This is a genomic window from Enterococcus sp. 9E7_DIV0242 (assembly GCF_002140975.2).
GTDB classification, from domain to species: domain Bacteria; phylum Bacillota; class Bacilli; order Lactobacillales; family Enterococcaceae; genus Enterococcus_L; species Enterococcus_L clewellii.
On the sequence record NZ_CP147247.1, the window covers coordinates 2,500,317 to 2,523,202 of the forward strand.

Below are 22,886 nucleotides of genomic sequence, written 5' to 3' on the forward strand. Positions count from 1 at the left end.
AAGCGACCGTAAGATAGGCAACTGCTCATCACATGGAGGTTGATAAAATGAGTATCACACTGACAGAAATCCGAACGTGTTTACTGAAAGAACAGCTTTTAAAAGAAATCGTGACCGCATCTGACTGGTCATTGGCTCTTCCCGATAAATCGTCCACTACACAAATTCACGCACTCTCCTATGATTCAAGAAAGGTTTCTGAAACGACCCTTTTTTTCTGTAAAGGATTGGGCTTCAAAGAAGACTATTTGAAAAACGCCGTTGCAGACGGCTTGAAATTCTATGTCTCTGAAACACCGTATGAGACGGAGGCGGAGTTAGGTTTTATCGTAACAGATATTCGTAAAGCTATGGCCGTCTTGAGTATGCTGTTTTACGATTACCCGCAAAACAAAATGACCCTAATTGCTTTCACCGGAACAAAAGGAAAAACCACGGCGGCTTATTTCACAAAATTCATTCTGGATCATTCGACCAATAACAAAACAGCGATGCTGTCCACTATGAATTCTACGCTAGACGGAAAAACCTTCTTCAAATCACAGCTGACCACACCTGAATCAATGGACCTGTATCAAATGATGGCAGAAGCTGTTGAAAATGGCATGACTCACTTTGTCATGGAGGTCTCCTCACAGGCGTACAAGGTACAACGTGTTTATGGATTATTTTTCGATGTAGGTATTTTCCTGAACATTTCGCCGGATCATATAAGTCCGATCGAGCATCCAACCTTTGATGATTATTTCTTCTGTAAGCGACAGCTAATTGCTCACTCCAAGAAAATCATCATCAATCAAGAATCTGACTACTTCCATTTGCTGAAAGAAACGGCGGCTATGACCGAGACACCGATGATCACTTATGGCAGTGAGGCTGGCGAGGAAACAGATTACGTTTATACAAAAGATTCAGAAGATTCACTGGCATTCTCTGTGACTTCTAAAAAGGATGAACTCCACCTTTCAGGCGCCTATCAGTTGCGACTTGGCGGAGAGTTCAATATGGGGAATGCACTAAGTGCGGCAATTGCGGCGGCACTGGCAGGGGCTTCAGGTGAGGACTGCAAGATAGGAATTGCTGATACAGTCGTTCCCGGACGGATGGAGCAACTGACAAACACGAATGGTGCGAAGGTATATGTCGATTACGCCCATAATTATGTCAGCTTGCAAAGTCTGTTGCAGTTTGTTAAAGAGGAGCATCCGGACGGACGGATCATCGTCGTCTTGGGCAGCCCAGGTGATAAGGCGATCTCACGTCGGAAAGACTTTGGTGAGGTGCTGTCACAACTGGCTGATGTTGCCCTACTGACGACTGATGATCCAGCAACAGAGGACCCGCAAGCTATTTCTGAACAAATCGCCGAGCACATTGAAGCCGGCGTTGATTTTAAGATTATTATCGATCGAGAGATAGCGATCCAGACAGCGCTGACTGTTAGCCAGCCTGAAGATGCTGTTGTTCTTGCCGGAAAAGGTGCTGACCTCTTCCAAAAGGTTGGTAAAGAAGATGTCCCTTATGAAGGAGACTACGCATTAGCTGAGCGCTTGATTGCCTCACAGGATTGATGCCTTATAATTCAAATAAAACAAGCAACACACGAGCCATTTCTGCTAGATCAAACTAGTAAGAACGGCTTGTGTGTTGCTCTTTTTGGTGTATGCATTGGATATCACATACGCGCTGTTTCATAATATAATGGTTTTGATAACTACCCGATCTCTGTTGTTACATACTTTTACTCACAAGCCCATTTGCCATCCTCTAACTGGCAAGCTGCCTTGTTATCTCCCATAACTTCTAATTGAATCGTCGTCTGCTCTTTTTCCGCAATTTTCTTTAAGTTATCTAGAATGACCTCAGCTGGTTGAGCCCCACTGATCAAGTATTTCTCATTCACAATCAACGCCGGAACACCTTGGAGATTATAGGTCTGAGCCAGTCGGAAATCTTCTTCTACAGCTTGCACTGTTTCAGGCGCAGCAAATTGACTCTGCCACTCATCAAAATCTATGGACGTCTGTTTGACCAATGACTCAATGACTGAAGGATCTTCAATATTCTTATTTTGTACAAACAAGCCTTCCTGCAGCTTGTCAAAAACTTCCCAATACATCATTTGACCACCAACTAACCCAGCCGCTTTCGCCGCTAAAAGTCCATTTCTCGATGTCGGAAAGTCAAAGCTTTCCGCACGCATTCCCTCAATATTGAAGCGATGCTGTTCATCATTTTCATTCGCATGTGCCCAATGCGTCAACACTTCCGGTTTGACCTGTTTTCGACTGCCAAACATTTGGATAAAGTCCTCTTCCGTCCAGCCTAACGCAAAGGATTTGTGAACGACCTCCACATTCGAAAGCTCCCTGACGATTGCTCTCAAGCGAGCAGACATCGGAAAACAAAAACTACAGATAACATCATGAAAAAATTCTATCCTTAACATCCTACTACCTCCATTTTTTCCCAGTATAGCACAATTAACTTACTATTAGTTAGTTAACTGCTCATGGTATCCTTTCAGCTTATCTAAGAAAAAATCTACTGCAACCAGCTTTAATAGCACTTAAGCACTGCCAGTTGCTGATAACCGACAGTGCTTGAGTGCTGGTGTCATTTTTAGTATTTTATCTGTTGTACCAATCTGTCTAACAATGGAACATAGTCCACTTGATCATAATCTGTTACATCAAATTCATAGAGTGTGCCTAAGACAAACTCGTCGTATTTTCTATCTGTAATGATTTTTTTGAACGCTTCTTTCGTGATATGGTTGGTTGCCAATGTTCGATCCTCTAAAACATCGCCATAATGATAGTGGTCCATGATATAGCTCAAATGACGCTCGTGCTCCCGATCTCGGTTGTAACGACGTTCCCAAAGTACCTCGAAATCAGCAGTTAATCTAATCGTGATGACCTCATATTCATACGTCTCAGCTAGCTCTCGCAATCGATCTTTTTGCTTGTCGCTAAAAGGATATTCCGAAACAACGACTTGCTTTCCAGCCTCCATGTAAAGTTCCAATGCTTTGTAATAGAAAGGATAGACCTTGATTCGTTCCTGCTTTGCACGCTCCTCCAGATTGTCAAATCCGATAGAATCGGCATAATATTCCTTGATTTCATCCAATGTTAGTGCATACATATCCGGAAATCGTTCTCGAAGCTTATTCATGAGATATGTTTTACCTGTACCGGGACTTCCTGCCAAAAGAATAAAATACTTTTTCATCTTGCTTACTTCCCCAAGTTGGTCGGACTCTCCAAATTCATAAATAAACCAATCTTATGAGAAACGATATCTTTGACCACGACATTCGCCGGAATCACGTTATGACGAAGAGATTTATTCACTTCGGTCTCACCAAAAGATTTCTTCGCTGTTTTTGTCCAATTAACTAAAAGCTCTGTGCCGACATTGAATTTGCGGATACCATTGTTGATCAGCTCCGGATAATCCTCCTCCTTCACACCTGTCCCACCATGGATGACCAATGGCACATCCACGACTGCATCGATTTCTTTCAACAAAGGGATATTTACCTCTGTTTTTGATTTGAACTGCCCATGATTCGTCCCGATCGCAATCGCCAACGCATCGACACCCGTCGCTTTCACAAACTCTATCGCGTCCTCGGGCTTTGTATATACCTTGTCATCTTCTGCGACATGAATCCCTTCTTCTGTACCGCCAATCGTTCCAAGCTCACCTTCAACAGAAACACCTCTTGCATGGGCATAGTCAACAACAGCTTTCGTTTTCAAAATATTTTCTTTGAAGGGCAAATGAGAGCCATCATACATGACAGAAGTATAACCGCTGTCGATTGCTTCTTTGATATCATCGAAATCACGTGCATGATCCAAGTGCAGAACCGCATCCACCATCTCTTCCTCTGCGATCGACTTCATCACATTGACCAATACCTTCATACCAATGTATTTCGCCGTATCCACACTTGTTTGAATAATGATCGGTGCACCCATCTCTTTTGCTGCTCTCAGCATATCCGGCAGCATCTCCAAATTATGCGTGTTGAACGCGCCGACTGTAAAATTCAATTCCTCTGCTGTTTTCGTTACTTCCTTTAACGTTGTATACATAATCAAATCCGTCCTATCTCATTTTTAGTATTCGTTATTTCCACCAATCGTCACTTGCTTCGCTATCTGACGCATCTCATCCATTTTTCCCATATAATAGTCGATTCCTTGGTCATCACCAGCTCGAGCGGCCTCTGCTCGTTTTTCGTTATAGAGGCTCATCAGCTTTTTATAGCCGTCGCCTATACTCTTTTTCTTTTCCAAGCTTTTTTCCAGCTTTTCGATAGCTTGCTCCTTTTCATTCAATTCGGATAGTTTAAGTCCTACTTGCTCAAAAAGTTCTGCCAGTTTATTATTATCTTGGGTAGTTAAAATTTCCTGATTCAATTGATCGATTGCTGATTGTAGATTTTCTACTGCCTCCGGAGACAGAACTGCTACTTCTTTCTCCGGTTCTTTTTCTTTTTTCTTAAAAAGTCCAAACATAGACGTCTCCTACTTTCAGATTAGAATGCTTTCAAAATAGGGCTTAACAGCCACGCATATAGTAATGCAGCTACAACCGTATCTACATCTGTTGCCGTTGCGTTAACAAAGCCCATTGAATTGAAAATCGTTACCAACAAAGCCGGTAGCAAGGTGATAAAGAAACCATGTGCGATCCCGCCAATGATTGCTCCCCGTCTGCCACCTACGGCATTCCCAAAGATACCCGCCGTACCACCGGCAAAGAAGTTCGTCAGCATTCCCGGAAGAATCATCGCAAGACCAAACATCGGCAGTGTAAACATTGCAATAATTGTTCCAATCGTTGTCGTGATGAATCCCAGTATTACTGCGTTCGGGCTATACGGAAAGAACACCGGACAATCTAACGCTGGAATCGCATCTGGCACGAGCTTCATTGCAATACCTCGGAAGGCCGGTACAATTTCCCCTAACAACAGACGAACACCTGCTAATAGTACATACACACCAACGACAAATTGGATCGCTTGAAGAAACGCAAACATGATATAGTTTTGATTGCCGGATAATTCAGAAGCAAAGGACTCACCCGCAAACAATACTGTAATGATATATAGTGGCACCATTACCACCATAACTGATAAATACGTATCCTGTAGAAACTCAAAATGTGAGGGTAATTTGATATCTTCAATTGATTTTTTATTTTCGCCTTTCTCACCAAAAATCTTGGCAATCCCCGCTTCAAATAAATACCCGATTGTACAAAAATGACCTAATGCAATATCGTCGGAGCCTGTAACTTTTCGAATGATCGGCTGAGCAATCGCAGGCATCGCAATAGCGAAAACACCGCCGATAAACCCACCTACCAGAATCAATACAATGCCACGCAAACCAGCAAAATAACCAAATACTGTCGTCATTGTTGCCATCCACAAAATCGCCTGACCTGTTAAAAAGATATATTTCCATTTGGTAAAACGAGCCAGTAAAATATTAAAGATAAAAATTGCCAGGAAGGTTAAAGCAATGTCTCTGCCTAGCCCCAGTTCGTTCATGGCTTGACCATTGATTGCCTCGATCGAAGGAATAATCCCCTGCATCTGGAAACCTTCTGTAAAAATCTGTCCAAAGTAGGTCAAGCTACCAACAATGATACTTGAACCGGCGCTTAATACTTGAAAGCCCAGCAATGTCTTCAACGTTCCGGAAATGACCTGTCCCGTTGATTTCTTTTGTAAAACCAAGCCCAGCATCGCAATCAGTGCAATAGTAATAGATGCCTGTGTCAAAATGTTCTCAATAATAAAATTGATAATGCCCATTTTTTCCCCTCTTTTCTATTTTTTAAATAACTCCTTTGTCCCGTAAGACAGGAGTAATTTTCTCCTCAATCTCAACTTTTGAAACAATATTTTTCAAGTAAATCATGGCTGTATCAGGATCGATCGTAAATTTTTCGAACTGAGAACGGAAATTTTCAGCTGTAATAATCACATCTGGCCGCATAGATACGGCTGATGAAATATCACAATGATCCAGCTTCGCCTCTACACCTAGCTTGTTCAATACATCCTCTGCCGACATCTGTGCCGCAAAGCTGCTGCCTAGCCCTGCTCCGCATACGAATAAAATGTTTAATTTGTTCATGATTTCGTTCTCCTTTTATTTTTTTGTAGAAACTGATTAAGTAATTTCACAGTTTCTCTATTCTGATGGTCCGATAGCTAGTTCCCTAGCTTTCTTGGTAAAAGGGAAATAGTCCTCCTTTTGCTTTTTGTAGAAACTGATTAAGTAATTTCACAGTTTCTCTATTCTGATGGTCCGATAGCTAGTTCCCTAGCTTTCTTGGCAAAAGGGAAATAGTCCTCCTTTTATTTTTTGTAGAAACTGATCAAGTAATTTCACAGTTTCTCTATTTTGATGGTCCGATAGCTAGTTCCCTAGCTTTCTTGGTAAAAGGGAAATAGTCCTCCTTTTATTTTTTGTAGAAACTGATCAAGTAATTTCACAGTTTCTCTATTCTGATGGTCCGATAGCTAGTTCCCTAGCTTTCTTGGCAAAAGGGAAATAGTCCTCCTTTTGTTTTTTGTAGAAACTAATCAGATAACTGTCTTGTTTCTTCTTTTCGGTGGTCTGATGCCTCGTTCTCTGCATATCTTTGATAAAAAAGGGATGTTCTTTTTTTCGTCATCGTTCTATTTCTCATCCATTGTTCTCTCGTTCTATTCACCCCTCCTCTTTTTTTGAAAAAAGCAGTTGTTTGAAGCTGGCAATCGTTGTGCAATCAATCAGCTGATTCAGCTTTGACTCATCGTTGATCAGCTCGATCAATTCTTTCATGATCGTCAGGTGTGAGTACGAATCGACCGCGGCCAAGCAGAAGATGATTTTTACCGGGTCCATCTCCGGATTCCCAAAATGAATAGGCTGGTCTATCGTAGCTACACTGAGCCCTAATTTATTGGCACCGTCTTCTGGCCTAGCGTGCGCTAAAGCCAAATGTTTCCCTATCACAATGTATGGCCCATACTCCTCTACTGCATGAATCATGGCATCAACATATCGCTTTTCAATAATATTTTCTTTAACTAGCGGCTTTGCGGTACGCTCAATTGCTTCGTTCCATGTTGCTGCTTTTTCTTTAATCATGATGTGGTTATCTGTCAAAATATCTTTTAACATTGGCTGGATCTCCCTTTTATTGATTTCTAAATTCTTTTTCTCAAACAGTGTTTCCAGTTTGGAATAGATTGTTCGATCGACCCGACCGCCGCTTTCTTCTACTATGCTTAAAATTTTAGTAAACAGCTCCGTGGACTCATTCCCATTCGCCTCCAATCGTTGCAGCTCATCATTTCTTCGCAAAAAATCTTCGACTATTGGACTATTCGCCTCCGTAAGAATTGGATCGATTACCAGAACAGGTTTGTTGCTGTATGCCAGTTTGAAGGTACTAAAAATCAAATCGACATCTAGTTTATCTACCAGCTCGACTTCCTTCGAGCTCAATACCGCAACGATTTCAATTTGCGGAAATTTTTCTTTCAAATTCTCTGCCAGTAAATTCCCTGTGGCCAGACCGTGGTTGCACACAACCACCGATTTATAAATATAGGTTAGGTCACGATTGATTGCGCTGGCTACTGTGGAAAAATGAATGACCAGAAAAGCTCGCTCATCTTCAATGACTTTGCCTCCAACAACCTCTTCAAGTGTCGGGATAAATTGGGACACCGCACGATAGATTGGGAAGTAGTTTATTCGAATATTCTCTTTTAGTGGATTAAAGACTTGGACATCATTTTTTATCCGAATAATCAAGGCTGCCATATGCTTATATAGGCTTTCCCATAGCATTTCTTCTTTTAAATGAAAGGGAATATGTGTCTCGTTCTCTACAAATTGAATCATCTGAATCGTCAGCAGCTGCGCCTGTACCCACTCTAGTGTGTTTGAAATATCCCTTGTATTGAACGTTTCGATCGTAAAACAGATATAGTTGCGTTCTACCTGAGGCACATCTTCCAGTTGAAATTCCTTGATGATCTTATCAATAAAATCAGAAAAGCTATTGTCTTCAAACTCCCCGTTTTTCCAGCTTACTGCTGAAATCAGCTCATGCCTTTTCACTCGCTGTAGCCAAATCAACGTAAACAGTAGGATCTGATTTTTGTAAATATCATTTTCCTGTTTGGACCGCTTACTCGAATAAATTTCATCCAGCTTTTTGATATCATTTAAATCAATGTACTTGTTAAAAATTTTTTGTACCGGTGTCACCTGTGGGTCTTTCCCCATGGAAAACCCAATCATATCCAAATTTTGATTGATTAAATCGTAGATCATCGTGCGAATCGATCGCTCAGATCCTTTATACGACAACCCTTGCCTCCCATAACTAACGATTTCTATCCCATATTTCAGTAAATCTGCCCTCAGTCTCCGCATGTCCTCATCCATCGTACTTTTAGAGATTTGGAACTCTTCTTCTTTGCGATTTAGATACACCGGATTTTTTCCATAAGCAATAGCTAAGACAATATCAAAGGTTCTTTCCTTTCGATTTAGTAAATCACCTTTTAAATTCAGTAGGGCCATTTTCAATGTTTTCTCATCAACAGCAGTTAGCTTTAGAAAAAAACCTTTGTTTCGAATCGTCAGAATTTCCGGCAGACCTTTACTGATCAACCACTCATTTGCCTCAAGAATTTCTGTTCGAATCGTACGCTGACTCACATTAAAATCAGTTGCCAGTGTCTCTGCTTTGATTGGATACTCTGATACGCTAATTCGTTGAAGCAATTCAACCGTTCTTGTTTTCATAGAGGTATTTTCCTTTCTGACACTAGTATATGTTTCCGCTTACAAATTAAAAAGTAGAAATTTCTTCCGCTTCATTTGGAAGAAATACACACGCCAAGCATTTAAAACTATTTCATCAGTAATTCTACCAATCTTGGAAGCAACCAATCAGCAAGCTTTTTTGACCTTAATAACTCACGCAGTATGAGGACCAGTCTTTTTTTATATTCCCACACACCCTCAATTGATTCCTCATGATAGTTTAGTTATACTAAATCTTTGTCTAACAAAAAAGACTATTCTGACACCTTGTTCAGTATCAGATCAGTCTTTTTTTAAATTATAAAGTTGTTCACTGTCAAACGCGAATGTGGCTGTAGAATGGTCAAAGGACTATCCATCAGAACTCATTTTAATACCTATAAGAGTTAAGCCAATCTAAAATACGCCTTTAAATAAAAATTCCTTTTTGATTCAAGTTTAAAATACACTCGGATAAGTAGGCATTGTTATGTTCAGGATAAATAGGCACTTCTAACTTTTCTTCTTTTAGTTGTTTGTACGCAAGACAATTCGTTCCTCGATAGAAAGGATCTCTCCACTGTATCGAAGGCGTGTAGCCTCTAAAAATCATTTCATCCATAACAAGTGTATGGTATTGAAATAATTTATAAGGTGAATAATTAAATACATAGTTTACCGTAGCATGATTTTTCCCCCAACCATTCCCCCGTAACGCACAGCATTCTCTATGTTGTCCTAAGAGCTGTTGTCTAGGTAGAACCGAAATCAGCTGTTCATGCCATAGTCGCATATCGTTTCCTCCTATTATGTAATGATTTAAATTCCTAAGACTACTTGATTGCCGAATTTTTGATCCGTTTCTTTTTTAAACGTGAACATAAAAATTTATTTTAATAGTAAGCTTTGCCTGAATAAATTTCAAGAATAAAAACCAATGCTCGAAATTTTAAAAATCATGCTGTAGTCTCATTCTTTTTCTTGCCAGACATGGTATACTCGCTGTACTTATAGGTCAAGGAGGTAAAAAAATGATGCGTTGGGTGTTTCTTTTTTTTAATTTATTGATGGGATTTGGTGCCGGCTCTGGTAGTTTTCTAGCACTAAATGCTGGTGCGAGGGAAGCTGTAGGTATCAATTCAAGTATGCTAGTTCATTCACCGTTCACCAGTTTTTTGATTCCGGGACTTTTTCTATTACTTGTGCTTAGCTGTGGAAATTTTTTAGTTGGCTTTCTAACGTTAAAAAAACTACCTGATTTTCCTTATTACCAATGTTTAGTTGGGGCAATCCTCTTTTTATGGATCATGATTCAGTGCGTGATGATTTGGGATATTGTCGCACTGCATGTCATCTTCTTTTCTGTAGGTGTTATTCAGTTTGCACTGGGGTTATGGACCATCAGAAAACAACAAGTCCCCTTCCCTTTTTCCGCCCATCAAAATTAGTTTTTCATAGCCAACAAACTACATAGGAGGACTACTTATGTCATTGACACATACTGGAACACAGACGATTACCACTTCCAGACTGATACTTCGCCCTTTTCATAAAGAGGACAATGCTTCCATGAGAAAGTATTGGGTCAGTAATCCAGCTATTCAAAAAATGTATTCTGAACCCATCTATACTACTGAAGCAGAAACAGCAGCTCTTTTGGATAAATGGATCACATCTTATGCCAATCAGAACTATTACCGATGGGCCATCAGGCTAAAAGAAAAGGATGACTGTATCGGGCAAATCGCTTATTTCTTGGTAGATGATACCAATCATTTTGGAGAAATCGAATATTGTATAGGGGAAGAATTTCAAAATCAGGGGCTGATGACTGAAGCGGTCACCGCCATTCTACACTACGGATTCGAGCAAATTCACTTAAACAAAGTACAAGTCTGCCACAAATCCACAAATATGCCTTCTCAGCGAGTAATTGAAAAAAGCGGCTTCGTTTACGAGGGGACATTACGAGACTATTTTTATATGGACGGTGAGTATGTCGATCGGTTGTATTACTCGATACTACAGCACGAATGGACGGAATTACAGGAAGCGGCTGAAATATAACATAGAAAAAATCGAACGATCCATTCATGGGCTCGTCCGATTTTTTCTATTTTTTAACCAATAAATGTTTCAACATCTGTGTAAGGTAAATCCAAATCAGCAGCTACTGCCGGATTGGTCATAGCGCCGTCAATTGTGTTGACCCCTTTTTTCAATGCCGGATTTTGTTTGATACTTTCTTCAAAGCCTTTGTTGGCCAGCTCCATTACATAAGGTAATGTTGCATTTGCTAGAGCATACGCAGAGGTTTGCGGTACAGCTCCCGGCATATTGGCAACAGCATAGTGAATCACGCCATGCTTCGTATAAGTCGGTTGGTCATGTGTTGTTACCTTATCAATTGTTTCAAAAATACCGCCTTGATCGATTGCGATATCAACGATTACTGAATGCTCAGGCATGGATTGCACCATTTCTTCTGTTACCAATACAGGGGCTTTATGACCTGGTAATAAAACAGCTCCAATTACCAAGTCTGCATCTTTTACAGAGCCTTGGATATTGAATTGATTCGACATCAGCGTTTTCACAGAACCACCAAATTGATCATCCAGCTCCTGTAGACGTTTGGTGCTTACATCCAAAATCGTCACATCTGCGCCCATTCCTAAAGCAACCTTTGCTGCATTGGTTCCTGAAATACCGCCACCGATAATCGTCACATTTCCTTTTCGCACCCCTGGAACACCACCTAATAAGATTCCTTTCCCGTTAGGAACCTTCTCTAAGCATTTTGCTCCAATCTGTGTTGCCAATTTACCGGCAACCTCACTCATTGGCGATAGTAGCGGCAATGCACCTGTCTCAAGCTGTACACTTTCATAAGCGATTGTTTTGATCTTGCTCTTCATCAGCTCTTCTGCTAACGGTTTATTCGCTGCCAAGTGAAGATATGTGAACAGAACCAGATCTTCTCTCAAAAATTTATACTCTTCTTCTAAAGGCTCTTTAACCTTTAGCACCATTTCTTGAGCCCATGCTTCATCCGCTGTAGCTACTATTACCGCACCAACAGCTGTATACTCTTCATCTTTGATCGAAGCCCCTGCTCCAGCGTTTGTTTCTACAAATACTTCATGTCCAGCATTGACCAAATCCAACACACCTGCTGCGGGCAATGCCACACGATTCTCACCGACCTTTATTTCCTTCGGGATACCAATTTTCATACACTTTACCTTCTTTTCTGTTCGATTTTTTTACATTCTTACATAGTCATGTAAAAATTATAAAGTAAGAAAAAGCGATGTGCAAGGCGATTTCCAATATTTGTGACCGAATGAGCAAACAAACGTTATTGTTTTTACTGGATTTTCTCAACTTGAATCTGATGAAATAGCTCGTTGATCCCTTGCGGATCGATACACCCCGTCTTCTCTTCCATAGCATTCAACATTCCTGTTGTCATCCCCCATTTCAGGATGTCTTCATCTGAACAGCCTGCATAGATTCCGGCTGCCAGACCCGCTAATGTCGCATCGCCCGAACCTACAGGATTAACCACTTCTATTTTCGGAATTGTCACACGATACAGGACATCCCCGTGCTTAGCCACAGCACCCGCTGCCCCCATAGACACGACAATCCATTCAATGCCCTGAAATATTGAGTGCTGCAACTGCTCAATCAAGCTTTCCTTTTCCGCTCTATCGACAGACAACAGCTCTGCAACTTCCGTCTCATTAGGTTTGATCAAAAAAGGTGGAGTGCCAGAAATCACTGCACCTCGCAGTGCCCCTCCCGACGTATCCAGTAAAACCGGAATATTTTTTTCTTTTGCCAAAGCAATCAATTGCTCATACAAATCAGCAGATAATCCGGCTGCCAAACTGCCGGAAATGGTCACTAAGGAACTGCTTTCCAACAGCTTTTGGTAGTGTTGAATAAATCGTTCTTCCTCTTCTTGTGTAACTGTAGGTCCCTTTTCCAAAAGCTCTGTTTGCTGCCCATGATCATGCAGAATAGCAATCGAATTGCGCGATTCTTCCTTTATCTCAGTGAAATCATGCGAAATCCCAGCCTCAGATAGCTTATCTTTAATGAACGCACCTAGATGTCCACCAATAACTCCTGTTGCCAAGAGCTCCTTATCCAGCTGATGCAAGACACGTGAAACATTCAAGCCCTTTCCCCCAGCCGTTTTTGACACCTGCTCCACCCGATTAACAGCATCCAGCTGTAAATTCGGCAGTGGATAGGACATATCCACAGAAGGGTTCATTGTTATCGTCAAAATCATCGTATTGCCTCCTTCTTTTCAATCAAAAAGCGGCTGATATCTAGCTATTCAGCCGCCTATAGTTCTCCTGTTTCTCACTCAACCTTTTTATTCGTTCATCTACTCTACTTCCACTTTATCGTGCCAAGAAGACGCTGTCCGATTGACTACTTCATTCAAGGTTTCAATGTTGGATTTCCCTTCCGAAAGCAGCCAGTCATGGGCTGATGTTTCGCCGTCTTTCACAAAAGGCTCTACACCGTTCTTCCAAGTTGCTCTCCCGCAAAGAACACCATTGAAGGTCGAACCGGCTTCCTTGGCAAACTCCAGTGTTTGTTGGAATAGACTAGCCGATACACCGGCACTCAGGAAAATAAATGGCAAATGTGTAGCTTCACTTTGTTCCTTAAAGTATGCCAAGCCTTCTTCTCTTGAATAAATAGGAGCCACACCTTCTTCTGAAAAGCCAGCCACATAATTCATGTTGACGGGTACTTCGACTTTCAACACATCCACTTTATATTTATCCTTAGAAAACTCCTTCATCATTTCAATGACTTTATGCGGTTTGATTTTTGCATACTCAGTAGATGCAGCATCAGAAATCTCCGCATCATAGGAAACCAATTCTAAATAGAACGGGATATCCTCACCTATACACTCGCTACCCAAACGTTCAATAAAGACATGCTTCAAATGATTGATCTCCGGTGCTTCATCTACGTCATAATACAATAGAAATTTAATTGCATCCGCTCCCTTTTCTTTCAATCGAAGAACGGACCAATCCTCTAAAAGATCTGGCAGACGACCAGGTGTAGACGCATCGTAGCCAGTTTTTTCGTAGGCTAATAATAAGCCTGCTTGTTCGTCCCGTGCTTGTGCTGCCGCCAAGCCGTATTCAGGATCAAGTAAGATCGATGAAGCAAATGGTGTCAGGTCTTTCGATACAACTTCTTTAAAATCACTGATTTGTTCTCCGCTCGCTTCTTTTCCAAGCGCGGTGATCATTTTTTTCAACGCCCCACGCTGATCGATTGCCAACGCCTCGATCAGCCCATCTTTTGTTGACAAGCGGTCCATTGCCGCTTTTTTCTCTTTACTTAATTTCAACATATATCTTCCTCTTTCCCTGCTTACTTCTTCTCATTATTTTTATACACTGAACAGCCATCCAGATAGGTTTCCAATAAGGTCATATCTGGTCGGATCACCAGAAAATCAGCGGGCAAGCCAGCCTGAATACTGCCACATCGATCGTCAATGTTCACACTTTGTGCCGGAACAAAAGAAGCCATTTTGATTGCTTCTTCTACTGTCGCAATATCCCATGCAATAACATTTTTCACCCCATCAAACAGTTGCAGAATACTACCGGCCAGACTACCATTAGAAGTCAGCCTTGCCGCACCTTCTTTCACATCAACAGGAAATTCACCCAAGGTATATTCCCCTTCTGGCATACCCCCGGCGCGCATGCAATCTGTAATTAAGGCTGTCTTTTCCGGTGTTTTGGTTCGAATCAGGATCTCAGCTGCCGCAGGATGAACATGATGACCATCGCAAATCAGCTCGGCAACAGCTTCTTTTGTATGCATTGCCGCACCGACCATCCCCGGTTCCCGATGATTCAATCCGCTCATGCCATTATAGGTATGGACAAAAATAGACGCACCAGCATGAATAGCATCTTTCGCCTGTTGGTAAGAAGCAGAACTATGCCCCAAAGCCACAGCTACACCTTGCGCTGTTACAGCTTGGATAAACTCCGAAGCGCCTTGCCTTTCCGGTGCCAAAGCAATTTTTTTGATCAGCCCATTCGCTAACTTCTGCCAATGATTGAATACCTCTATATCCGGATCGGAGAAATAACCAGGATTTTGAGCGCCCTTATGCTCTTCTGTAAAAAATGGTCCTTCGAAGAAGATCCCTTGAATTTTCGCCCCTTCTACTTCCTGATATCGCTTACCAATTGAAGCAGTCACTTCGTTCAGAGTCTCAACTCCGGCTGTCAAAGTTGTTGGTAAGAAGGAGGTCACCCCACAGCTAAGTAATCCTTTTGACATTTCCTTGATTCCATCAAAATTATTATCCATGACATCATGCCCCATAAAGCCGTGGATATGCGTATCTACTAGTCCCGGAGCAATCCAACAACCACTGTAGTCAACAATTTTTCCGGATGGTTTCTCTTTCACAAACGCACCAAACTGTCCATCAACGACCGTTAAATAGCCACTCGTTTCCACACCACCTTTTAAAAAGAAACGGTCTGCATAAATAAAGTACTTACTCATTCATTCTTCCTTCTTTCTCTTGCTGAAGATCAATAACTCATACCTGCTGTTTTAGCGTATAGCTCATCTTTTACTCAAACCTCTTTCAAAAACCTTCTGTAAAACCCGCCTAGTTTCAAGTAAAAAGGGTACACCAAAAACAGTGACAGAGATATTAGCTCATCCACTAATATCCCGGCCCCTTAAAATTTATAATGAAGGTGTGGTGCTACTCCTGTTGCCTGCAAGTACTACAGTACGTACTATGAATGGTAACAACCTTTTAACAACTACTTCTTGCATAAACAACAGTTGCTGTTGTCACTTCTTCCACGATCCATCTTCTCTTAGTCACTGTTTTTAAAGCTCGTGGATTGTCACACCCTGAACCACACGATTGACAGTACCTGTAGGTGAAGGTGTATCCGGTGTATTTCCGACCTTGATCGAGCTGTGCAGTGCCACGGTTTGAGCAAACAAAATATCCGGGAATGCCAGATAGGCTTCCGGCAATAGAACTTCTTTGTTTGAATAGACAAACGGTGTCCCTATGAGGGAGTCTTCTACTTGTTGACCAATGCCGACAACAGCAGCGGCAATCCCATCGCCTTGAACTTCAGATAAAATATCCAAATCATATTTTCTTGTATAACCATCATTATTAACAAATACAAACAACAATGTCTGCTTATCCACAAATGATTTTGGTCCATGTCTGAAGCCTAAGGAGGAATCAAATACCGTTGCAATCTGTCCAGCTGTCAGCTCTAATACTTTCAGCTGCGCCTCTCTCGTCAATCCGCTCAGCGAGCCGGAGCCTAGATAAACGATTCGATGGTAATCGCGAGCCAAAACTGTTTGAATTTCAGCCTCACGTTGAATGACCTCACGTCCCATTTCCTGCATTGCCTGTATGTATGCTTCTTTTTGAGCAAGCACCTCCTGATCAAAAATCAACAACGCACTTAATGTCATACAGGTAAAGCTGCCTGTCATTGCAAATCCTTTGTCATTTGATTTTGGCGGCATTAACAGCAACAAAATGTTCTCTTTCCCTTCAGCAGCCAATGCCAGTTGCCCGTCCGCTGCACAGGTGATCGTGATATGGTAAAGCTGTTTGACCAATTTATCCGCTACCGCAACTGCGGCTAAGCTCTCTGGCGAATTCCCGCTTCGTGCAAATGAAACCAGAATAGTTGGTTCCTCAGGCAGTAAATAGTCATACGGTGCTCCCACAATATCTGTTGTTCCGATACTTTCAAATGAAAAGTTACGGGTGTCTCCTTGTCTCGTTAGATAAGGGACTAAGGTATCTCCAACATACTGAGAGGTGCCGGCACCCGTGAAAATCACTCGGATTTTCCGCTGGGTCTCCCTTTTTATCTTCTCAAGAAAAGCATAAATTGCTTCCTCATTCTTTTTGTAAATTTCCAGTGTTTCCTGCCATAATTCAGGCTGTTGTTTGATTTCACCTGTTGTGATATCCGCACCCATTTCTTTTAAAATGTCTGCCGTTTTTTCAAACATTCAGCATGCGCCTCCTCGTTTTAATCAGCGAACATGGCGTACCTTATAGCGGAACTTGTCTGCCCGTGCCACACTTAATGTAAATTCGATCACTTCGTTTTTTATGTTATACGTCGTTCGAACCAAATTAAGGCTTGGCGCACTATAAGGCACATCCAATTGTTTCGCATCATTATCACTTACAATACTTGCATAAAATTCTTCTTCCGCTAACTTGATTGTTTCCCCATAGTCCTCAGCAAACAAATCATACAGCGGCTTGATCTCTAAATCTTCTCGTTTCATCATCATGAATTTCTTATACGGCAAATACGAACGCTCGACCATCATAGGCAGATCATCGGCACTTCTCAAGCGCTTGAACTTGATGATTTTTTCCCCAAGCGAAAGATTTAGGTGTTCTGCAAAAAATTTGTTTGCTTCAACGATTCGATAGTCCAAAATCGTCGTCACCGGCTCTTTCCCTAAAGAACGCATCTGTTCTGTAAAGCTATAGCCCCCGGTCAAATTCGTGACCTCTTGACTGATTGAAGAAACGAACGTTCCTTTGCCATGCTGACGATAGATATAGCCCATTTTTTCCAATTCCTGCAATGCCAAACGAACCGTCGTACGGCTTAACCCATACTTTTCAGATAACTCTCGCTCTGACGGCAGCATCGCGTGCGGTTTCAGTTCATTTTCAATTTGTTCTTTCAATAGATCGACCAATTGATCGTATAATGGTTGTCTTCTCTTTCTTTCCAAAGTCTTCCCCTCCCGAATAAGTAGCACATCAAACTACCAGTCGTTCTCCTTTTAACTAGCTAGCTCAGATAAATCACTGAGCTCTTGAACCCAAAGCTATTTTTCATTTTTACTCAACTATCCAATCGCAGTGACTAGAGACTTGATAATAAAAATAATGCTCATCAGTTCCTTTCAATCGACTGTTTTCATTCTGCTACTGACAAGTGGTAATTACCACATGATAAGTCTACCTATTCTTTCGCTGAAATTCAATGGTTTGAACAAAGGTTGGGACAAACATTCTCTCTTAAGAGGGTGTTGGGATAGAAGGTGTTTCGATCCCAACACCAACTCATTTTAAATCCACCATTCATCCAAGAGCTTCGCTACACTCAAAGTGTTACAGTCAATTTAGCGCTATCTTCTTCCCGTATTATTTTTCTACGGCCAAATTGTTGGCCACAAGCCAAATCCGGAGCCAACTAAACCAATGACTAACACTAGACCGATACATTTTAATGGAGTCCAGCCGCGTTTAGCTAGGAAGAAATACAGCATCATGGTCAATGCTAATGGAATCATCTGAGGCAGAATACCATCCAATATTTCCTGAATATTGATCGTGACATCTCTTGTCTCATTTTGATTGTAGGTTACTTCAAAATCGCCTGTAGACAATTTCTTCACACCCAATGCTTTTTCATCTGTACCAGCATCTTGAATGTCCTCTGTCAGCTTGCCATTGTCATCCTTTTTATAGATGTACTCATCAAACTTATGAACATCCGCAGCAGGTACAACCTCTGTCACTGAGTACAATGCACTAGTCGTACCATTTGGAATCTTGACGTCTACTTTGGTTGCACCGTACACACAGGTCAACGCACCTACAACGAAAATCCCCAGAATACTTGCTGCCCGCGTGAACTCTTTGGCATTTTCGGTCAGTACACCGATCGCATCTGTTCCCAGTTTATAGGACCAATTCATTAAGAAGAAACGCAACGCGAATTGAGCAAGGTTGAATACCAGTAAGAAAATAAATGGTGCAGCAATGTTTCCGTCAATCGCCATATTCGAAGTAATCCCAGCAGTAATCGGAACCAATGTAAACCAGAACAACGCATCACCGATACCACCCAAAGGCCCCATCGCTGCCACACGTACGGCACGAATCGTAGGAATATCTGCTTTGTTTTGTTCTAACGACAAGACGATCCCCATTACGAACGTCACTAAAAATGGATGGGTATTGAAAAATTCAAGGTTATGGCTCATAGATGCGGACAAATCATCTTTGTTGTCTCCATGGATTTTTTTCAATCCGGGAAGAATAGAGTACAGCCAACCACCCGCCTGCATCCGCTCATAGTTGAAGGACGCTTGAAGAAATAATGAACGCCAAACCATTTTGTTTAGTGTTTTTTTATCCAGCTGATTGGCTGGTGTGGTGTTTTGATAGTTATCAGGAATGTTATATGCCATCTTCGTCACCTCCAACATTAGTAGCTGCAGACTGTTTGAATTTTGTTTGAACTTGGTAATCCCAGAAAGCCAGTGCAAAACCGATGAACGCTAGAATAATCAAGGCCGGACCACTTAGACTTGGTGCTGCCATTACGATGACTGCCATAGCAAAACCGAAGAAGTAGAAGCCCCACATATCTCTTGAAACCATTACCTTAAGCAAAATGGCAAACCCGACATAACGCATCATCCCACCAGCAGCACTTAAGCCGCCCATCAACCACTCAGGAATGGCATCAACTACGGTTTGACCAAATGTCTGTCCACCGATAAAGAATAAAACAACAATAATACCAAAAATACTACCCAAAGCGAGCATTGCTAAATAGTTAATCTTGTCGATCCCTTTTGTATTTCCCTCATGTGCATAATTGTCTGCGACAGCCATCACTGGAGACATCAATGAGAAGATCAGGGTCACTCCATATTGACCTAATAATGAAAATGGAATCGCTGTTGCTACAGCTACGGTTGGTTCAAGCTTCAAGGTAATAGCCAGAACAGCAGCCATGATTCCACCAATCACCGCGTTAGGCGGTTGAGCCCCACCGACCGGCATATTTCCGATCGTCATCAGCTGATACGTTCCGCCAACAATCAATCCTGTCTGCAAATCCCCTAAAATCAGCCCGATAACCATTCCGGTAACGATCGGTTGATAAAGTGATTCCAGAAAACTGAATTGGTCGATAGCAGCAATGAAGGTTACTAAAAACACCAATAATATTTGTAAAATACTATAATCCATTTTTTATCTCCTTTCCTGCTTTAACTAAAAAGTTTCTTTGTGTCTTCCACAGGAGTTGTCGGTACACGACGAATTTCCAGCTCAACACCGTCTTCCTGCAGCTTTCTAAAGGCCGCTACATCCTGATCATCCACTGCAACTGTCGTAGCAACTTGTCTTTTTCCTTCTGCCATGTGCATGTTTCCAATGTTTACCTTTTTGATTGGCACGCCGCCTTCTACCAGTGTCAGAACATCCTGCGGATTTTCTACAATGATAAAGATTTTTTGATTAGCCGAAGCCTTATGAATAATATCAATGGTTTTTTGCAATGTGAAGTACCTTGTTGCAACACCATTTGGTGCAGCCATATCCATCAAGCCTTGTCTGACCTTATCCCCTGCTACTTTGTCATTTGCCACTAAAATCAAATTGGATCCCAGTGATCCATTCCATTGCGTTGCCACTTGCCCATGAATCAAACGATTGTCAATACGTGTCAATAAAATATTCGGCATTCTTTTCTTCTCCTTTCCAAAACTATTTATTAAGAAGTGTTGGCTATTGCGCAACAACCTCTGTAATAGCAAATCTTGATACTTCCATCACTGCATTAGATTTCACCTTTACATCGACCGTTTCATTTCCTACTCGAGTCAAGGTTCCGTAGACACCATTTAAGAAAATGACCTGCTGACCAACAGCCAATTCTTGATGTAGCTTTCTGTAATGCTCCTTCTGTTTTTTTACATTTTTAAAGTTAAGAAAATAATAAACAAGTGCCATCACTAGTAGAAAAACAATCATTACAACGGACGAAGCCAGTATATTCTGCCACATAACTAGATCCCTTCTTCCTGCTCTTCTTCTGCTGAAGTAGCGGACAAATCAAGTGTTGCATGCATCAGTCCCTCTTTCCCGATAACCAAAATCGCGTCGATAAACGCATCAACGGAATCAAATCCATGGCGCAAACCGCTGCCCTCGATCAAGATCGGTAGATTTGTTCCAGCAATCACCTGAATCTGCTCCTTATCAGCGGCAGTCAGCATCGCTGTCCGAAACGGTGTCCCTCCGAGAAGATCCGTAAATATCACGACTCCATCCGCTGATGACAGCTTTTCCACAGCTTGTGCCAGCTTTTCTTCAAATACCTCTAGCGCCTCCTCTTCTTGAAATGGAACCACTTCAAACGCTTCTTGAGGTCCGGCAATCATTTCCACCGCGCCCATCATCCCCGGGGCAAAGCTGCCATGACCTGTCAAAATACAACCGATCATTCCTTCACATCCTTTCACTGGTATTAAAAAACCAACTGGTAGTAACCACAATATGAGTATACGGTAAAAACGCTTGCAAAGTCAACTGATAATACGTAATTCAGCTTATTTTTACGTAAAACCATCCTTTTACACAAGAAAAAAGGTATCTAAAAAGATACCAGTCGAGAATGAAAATCTAAAAAAAAAGACAGAGCACCGCTTCTCTCACGATGTTCTGTCAGTATTTTCACTATTCACTCTATTCTCATTCCACTTTATTACGCCACGAGCTGGCGCTTTGCTCAACAACCTCATTCAAGGTTTCGATATTTTTTCTTCCTTGCGTTTGGAACCATTCTTTCCCAGCTTCCTCGCCATTCATTACATATGGTTTTACCCCGTCACGCCAGGTTGCCCGACCACAAAGAACACCATTGAAAGTCGAGCCTGCCTCTTTTGCGAACTTAATCGTTTCTTGAAACAGCGCCATTGTTACCCCGGCACTGAGAAAAATAAACGGCATATCCGCTGCATCACTTTGCTCTTTGAAATAACTCAAAGCTTCTTCCCTTGTATAAACAGGCTCACTGTCAGAGAAGCCCTCTACATAATTCATATCTACAGGGACCTCCAGCTTCAAGACATCTACGTGGTATTGGGGCTTCGCAAATTCCATTGTCGATTCGATAACCTTTCTAGGCTTGATTCGTGCAAAGTCTGCCGAATGGACATCCTCGATTTCAGTATCATAGGTCACGATTTCAAGGAAAAATGGAATATCCTCTCCTTCACATTCGCTGCCTAAACGTTCGACAAACACATGCTTCAAGTGATTGATTTTTCGGTCATCATCCGGATTGTAATATAGTAAAAATTTAATAGCGTCGGCGCCTTCTTCCTTCAGTCTGGTCACAGACCAATCTTCCAAAATATCCGGCATCCGCCCTGGTGTAGAGACATCATAGCCTGTTTTTTCATAAGCTAAAAGCAGCCCGGCAGTTGCTGCACGATGCTTTGCAGCGGGCAAGCCATACTCAGGATCAAGTAAAATCGCTGAGGCGTATTTGGTTAACTCTTCAGAAGCCGCCTGTTTAAAATGGATGATCTCTTCTTCTGCATTGTTTTCCCCAAAGCCCGCCATCATTTTTTTCAGAGAGCCTCGTTGATCGATCGCAAGTGCCTCAATGATGCCATTTTTTGAAGACAAACGATCCAACGCCGCTTTCTTTCCTTCACTTATTTTCAACATATTCGATAGTCTCCTCTCAATTCTCTTACTCGCTTTGAGTATATGCCCGACCAAAAAAAATTACAAAAGAGACGCCTTTTTATAATTTCACCCTTGACCTGTTACGCGTTTCAGAAAGTATAGTAGAGAAAAAGAAGGGGGAATCACTTATGATTCAAGCAATTGTAGAATACAGCGATACACTAGGAAGCGATTTTTATTTCGTTACTGCCCACATTAATAATGGGATAATGGAGCTGAGTGGCTTAAACGATTATTGTAAAACCTTCAACAAAACGATAGACTTAACACAACTCACTAAGCCAATGATTCAAAAGGACGACTGCCCAAGACTCAGCTTTTTCTATAACAAAGAAGAATATCGCTTTGTTGACTATGGCAATCACATCGTTCATTATATAGAGAGCCACTTGCCTGTCGCTACCTATTGTTAAATGCTTCGTCTGGCTAACAGCTAT

The 22,886-nt window shown here is 41.7% G+C and carries 24 protein-coding genes; 4 read left to right on the plus strand and 20 right to left on the minus strand.

The genetic code is table 11. The annotated features are described in order from the left end of the window. Nucleotides 1-47: 47 nt before the first annotated feature. On the plus strand, nt 48-1,571 hold the full coding sequence (locus tag A5888_RS11935) for a UDP-N-acetylmuramoyl-L-alanyl-D-glutamate--L-lysine ligase (protein ID WP_086349517.1): 1,524 nt from the start codon (nt 48-50) through the stop codon (nt 1,569-1,571). 170 nt (nt 1,572-1,741) lie between these two features. On the opposite strand, the gene A5888_RS11940 is transcribed toward A5888_RS11935, so the two are convergent. The 8 genes from A5888_RS11940 to A5888_RS11975 form a co-directional block, all read right to left on the minus strand. Further along, nucleotides 1,742-2,449, minus strand: coding sequence for a DsbA family oxidoreductase (locus A5888_RS11940; RefSeq protein WP_086349516.1), 708 nt, complete (start codon nt 2,447-2,449; stop codon nt 1,742-1,744). A gap of 173 nt (nt 2,450-2,622) precedes the next feature. Then, a complete protein-coding gene (locus tag A5888_RS11945; protein WP_086349515.1) occupies nt 2,623-3,237 on the minus strand; it encodes an AAA family ATPase in 615 nt (204 codons plus the stop codon). Between the two features lie 5 nt (nt 3,238-3,242). Further along, nucleotides 3,243-4,109: a class II fructose-bisphosphate aldolase gene (locus A5888_RS11950; protein ID WP_086349514.1), complete on the minus strand. Its 867-nt coding sequence runs from the start codon at nt 4,107-4,109 to the stop codon at nt 3,243-3,245. Nucleotides 4,110-4,133: 24 nt separating this feature from the next. After that, nucleotides 4,134-4,535 (minus strand): hypothetical protein, encoded by a 402-nt coding sequence (locus A5888_RS11955; RefSeq protein ID WP_086349513.1) that lies wholly within the window; start codon nt 4,533-4,535, stop codon nt 4,134-4,136. Between the two features lie 20 nt (nt 4,536-4,555). Continuing rightward, nucleotides 4,556-5,845 carry a PTS sugar transporter subunit IIC gene (locus A5888_RS11960; protein ID WP_086349512.1) on the minus strand — a complete coding sequence of 430 codons (1,290 nt, stop codon included), beginning with the start codon at nt 5,843-5,845 and terminating at the stop codon, nt 4,556-4,558. A 22-nt stretch (nt 5,846-5,867) separates the two neighbouring features. Further along, nucleotides 5,868-6,170 (minus strand): PTS sugar transporter subunit IIB, encoded by a 303-nt coding sequence (locus tag A5888_RS11965; RefSeq protein ID WP_086349511.1) that lies wholly within the window; start codon nt 6,168-6,170, stop codon nt 5,868-5,870. A 579-nt stretch (nt 6,171-6,749) separates the two neighbouring features. Continuing rightward, a complete protein-coding gene (locus tag A5888_RS11970) occupies nt 6,750-8,846 on the minus strand; it encodes a BglG family transcription antiterminator (RefSeq protein WP_086349510.1) in 2,097 nt (698 codons plus the stop codon). Between the two features lie 430 nt (nt 8,847-9,276). Next, a complete protein-coding gene (locus tag A5888_RS11975) occupies nt 9,277-9,639 on the minus strand; it encodes a TIGR02328 family protein (protein ID WP_339101634.1) in 363 nt (120 codons plus the stop codon). 238 nt (nt 9,640-9,877) lie between these two features. Here A5888_RS11975 and A5888_RS11980 point away from each other — a divergent pair, with 238 nt between their 5' ends. Both A5888_RS11980 and A5888_RS11985 read left to right on the plus strand, forming a co-directional pair. Continuing rightward, on the plus strand, nt 9,878-10,294 hold the full coding sequence (locus A5888_RS11980; RefSeq protein ID WP_249274490.1) for a hypothetical protein: 417 nt from the start codon (nt 9,878-9,880) through the stop codon (nt 10,292-10,294). A 37-nt stretch (nt 10,295-10,331) separates the two neighbouring features. After that, the gene (locus A5888_RS11985) at nt 10,332-10,913 is read left to right on the plus strand and encodes a GNAT family N-acetyltransferase (protein ID WP_086349508.1); all 582 of its coding nucleotides are present in this window, start codon (nt 10,332-10,334) and stop codon (nt 10,911-10,913) included. A 53-nt stretch (nt 10,914-10,966) separates the two neighbouring features. Here the strand turns inward: A5888_RS11985 and ald are convergent, their stop codons facing one another. The 12 genes from ald to lacD (A5888_RS12045) form a co-directional block, all read right to left on the minus strand. Further along, nucleotides 10,967-12,082: an alanine dehydrogenase gene (gene ald / locus A5888_RS11990; protein ID WP_086349507.1), complete on the minus strand. Its 1,116-nt coding sequence runs from the start codon at nt 12,080-12,082 to the stop codon at nt 10,967-10,969. A gap of 134 nt (nt 12,083-12,216) precedes the next feature. Further along, nucleotides 12,217-13,152: a hexose kinase gene (locus A5888_RS11995; RefSeq protein WP_086349506.1), complete on the minus strand. Its 936-nt coding sequence runs from the start codon at nt 13,150-13,152 to the stop codon at nt 12,217-12,219. Nucleotides 13,153-13,251: 99 nt separating this feature from the next. Beyond that, the gene (gene lacD, locus A5888_RS12000; protein ID WP_086349505.1) at nt 13,252-14,247 is read right to left on the minus strand and encodes a tagatose-bisphosphate aldolase; all 996 of its coding nucleotides are present in this window, start codon (nt 14,245-14,247) and stop codon (nt 13,252-13,254) included. Between the two features lie 20 nt (nt 14,248-14,267). Next, nucleotides 14,268-15,428, minus strand: coding sequence for an N-acetylglucosamine-6-phosphate deacetylase (gene nagA, locus A5888_RS12005; RefSeq protein ID WP_086349504.1), 1,161 nt, complete (start codon nt 15,426-15,428; stop codon nt 14,268-14,270). A gap of 339 nt (nt 15,429-15,767) precedes the next feature. Next, a complete protein-coding gene (locus A5888_RS12010) occupies nt 15,768-16,934 on the minus strand; it encodes an SIS domain-containing protein (RefSeq protein WP_086349503.1) in 1,167 nt (388 codons plus the stop codon). Nucleotides 16,935-16,958: 24 nt separating this feature from the next. Further along, nucleotides 16,959-17,681, minus strand: a complete 723-nt coding sequence (locus tag A5888_RS12015; RefSeq protein WP_086349502.1) for a GntR family transcriptional regulator — start codon at nt 17,679-17,681, stop codon at nt 16,959-16,961. 423 nt (nt 17,682-18,104) lie between these two features. Beyond that, nucleotides 18,105-19,148, minus strand: coding sequence for a PTS system mannose/fructose/sorbose family transporter subunit IID (locus tag A5888_RS12020; RefSeq protein WP_086349500.1), 1,044 nt, complete (start codon nt 19,146-19,148; stop codon nt 18,105-18,107). Beyond that, entirely contained in the window at nt 19,138-19,938 is an 801-nt protein-coding gene (locus A5888_RS12025; RefSeq protein ID WP_086349499.1) for a PTS mannose/fructose/sorbose/N-acetylgalactosamine transporter subunit IIC, read from the minus strand. Before A5888_RS12025 ends, A5888_RS12020 begins: the two co-directional genes overlap by 11 nt. Nucleotides 19,939-19,958: 20 nt before the next feature. Then, nucleotides 19,959-20,435 (minus strand): PTS N-acetylgalactosamine transporter subunit IIB, encoded by a 477-nt coding sequence (agaV, locus tag A5888_RS12030; RefSeq protein WP_086349497.1) that lies wholly within the window; start codon nt 20,433-20,435, stop codon nt 19,959-19,961. 43 nt (nt 20,436-20,478) lie between these two features. Further along, nucleotides 20,479-20,757, minus strand: a complete 279-nt coding sequence (yajC, locus tag A5888_RS12035) for a preprotein translocase subunit YajC (protein ID WP_086349496.1) — start codon at nt 20,755-20,757, stop codon at nt 20,479-20,481. A 2-nt stretch (nt 20,758-20,759) separates the two neighbouring features. Continuing rightward, the gene (gene agaF, locus A5888_RS12040) at nt 20,760-21,197 is read right to left on the minus strand and encodes a PTS galactosamine/N-acetylgalactosamine transporter subunit IIA (protein ID WP_086349495.1); all 438 of its coding nucleotides are present in this window, start codon (nt 21,195-21,197) and stop codon (nt 20,760-20,762) included. 247 nt (nt 21,198-21,444) lie between these two features. Further along, the gene (gene lacD / locus A5888_RS12045) at nt 21,445-22,428 is read right to left on the minus strand and encodes a tagatose-bisphosphate aldolase (RefSeq protein WP_086349494.1); all 984 of its coding nucleotides are present in this window, start codon (nt 22,426-22,428) and stop codon (nt 21,445-21,447) included. A gap of 149 nt (nt 22,429-22,577) precedes the next feature. Between lacD (A5888_RS12045) and A5888_RS12050 the strand changes: the two genes are divergently transcribed. Then, complete coding sequence (locus tag A5888_RS12050) at nt 22,578-22,862, plus strand: hypothetical protein (RefSeq protein WP_086349492.1); 285 nt, start codon at nt 22,578-22,580, stop codon at nt 22,860-22,862. The last annotated feature ends 24 nt before the right edge of the window (nt 22,863-22,886 follow it).